At 72.0% G+C, this 1,981-nt stretch carries 1 protein-coding gene; it reads left to right on the top strand.

Features of this window, described 5'->3' with window-relative positions:
• Positions 1-1,875 (top strand): peroxidase family protein (locus HYE82_RS36185; protein ID WP_306439695.1); only part of this gene is annotated, 1,875 nt, incomplete at its 5' end.
• Between the last annotated feature and the right edge of the window lie 106 nt (positions 1,876-1,981).

Genomic DNA, 1,981 nt, shown 5'->3' with positions numbered 1-1,981 from the left:
ACCGCCCCCACCGCCCCCACACGGCCCGAGACGCCGCCGCAGCCCGGCAGCTGGGTGACCGCGCCCTACGGGCCCGCCGGACTGCTGGAGCGCCTCGGCTCGGCCGCATTCGCCGGGATCAACAGCCGCTGGGAATGGCACGAGCTCCCGCTGCCGCTGGCCCTGCTGAACCTGCGGACCCTCCGCGAGGACCTGCGCCGCAAGAACCTGTACGACACCTTCGGCGCGGGCGGCGAGCGCCCCCGCCGGGCCACCGGCCAACTGCAGCCCTACCGGTCGTACGACGGCTCCGGCTACGACCCGCACGACGAGGACATGGGCCGGGTCGGCACCCGCCTCGACCGCAACGCCCCGCTGGACATGGCGTACCCGGAATCGGACGCGGAGCTGATGACCCCCAGCCCCCGGGAGATCAGCCGGCAGCTGCTCGCCCGCCGCTCCTTCCTGCCGGCCACCACGCTGAACCTCCTCGCCGCGGCCTGGATCCAGTTCCAGATGCACGGCTGGGCCAACCACGGCGACAACACGTCGGTCGACCCGTTCACCGTGCCCCTGGCCCCGGACGACGACTGGGAGGCCCACGGCGGCACCTGCCCCATGCAGATCAACCGCACCCAGCCCGACCGGGTCGCCCACACCACCCCCGACGCCCCGCCCACGTACGAGAACACGGTCACGCACTGGTGGGACGGCTCCCAGCTGTACGGCAGCGACGAGGAGCGCTGCCGCTCCCTGCGCACCGGCGAGCACGGCAAGCTCACCCTCGGCGAGGACGGCCGGCTGCCCGCCGACCCCCGCCCGGGCCGCGACTGCCTGGACTGGACCGGGATGAACCACGACTACTGGGCGGGCCTGTCGCTGCTGCACCACCTGTTCACCAAGGAGCACAACGCGATCTGCGACATGGTCCGCTCCCACCACCCCACCTGGGACGACGAGCGGATCTTCCACACCGCGCGGCTGGTCAACAGCGCCCTCATCGCGAAGATCCACACGGTGGAGTGGACGCCCGGCATCCTCGACACGCCCGCGCTGCACTACGCGATGAACGCCAACTGGTACGGCGTGCTGCCCCGCTGGGTGAGCAAGCAGTTCGGCCGGATCGGCTCGGGCGAGATGCTCAGCGGCATCCCCGGCTCACCCACCGAGCACCACGCCGCCCCGTACTCGATGACGGAGGAGTTCGTCTCCGCGTACCGCCTGCACCCCCTGATCCCCGACGAGCTCGCCGTCCACGACCACCGTGGCGGCCGGCTGCGCCGCACCATCGGCTTCGACGAGATGCAGGGCCGCAGCACCCGCGCGGCCGTCGACGAGTTCGGGATGAGCGACCTGCTCTACACCTTCGGCACCGCGCATCCCGGCGCCCTCGTCCTGCACAACCACCCCGACGCGCTGCGCAACCTGGTGCGGCTGTCCGGCGAGCACATGGACCTCGGCACCGTCGACATCCTCCGCGACCGCGAGCGCGGCATCCCCCGCTACAACGCCTACCGGCAGATGCTGCGCAAGCGGCCCGTCACCTCCTTCGAGGAGCTGACGGGCGGCCACCCGGACGACACACCTCTGATCAGGGACCTGTACGAGGGCCGGCTCGACCGGGTCGACACCCTGGTCGGCAATCTGGTGGAGCCCCGGCCCGAGGGCTTCGGCTTCAGCGACTCCCTCTTCCGGATCTTCATCCTGATGGCCAGCCGACGGCTCAAGAGCGACCGCTTCTTCACCACCGACTACCGGCCCGAGGTGTACACCGCCGAGGGCCTGGAGTGGATCGACCGCAACGGCATGGTCAGCGTACTGCTGCGGCACCACCCCGAACTGGCCCCCGCCCTGGACGGCGTCGCCAACGCCTTCGGCCCCTGGAAGACCGTCTGAGACATCCTCCCGCCGGCCCCCGCGGCCCGGCACCGTACGCGGCCCTGCAGTCACGGTGCGTACGGGCGCCCGGTGAGCCGTGCGGGGCGGGCGCCCGTACGCACCG

It is taken from the genome of Streptomyces sp. BR123, assembly GCF_013401435.1.
Taxonomy (GTDB): Bacteria; Actinomycetota; Actinomycetes; order Streptomycetales; family Streptomycetaceae; genus Streptomyces.
The sequence above is the reverse complement of the archived record's forward strand: the minus strand, read 5'-3'. Positions and strand labels throughout refer to the sequence as shown.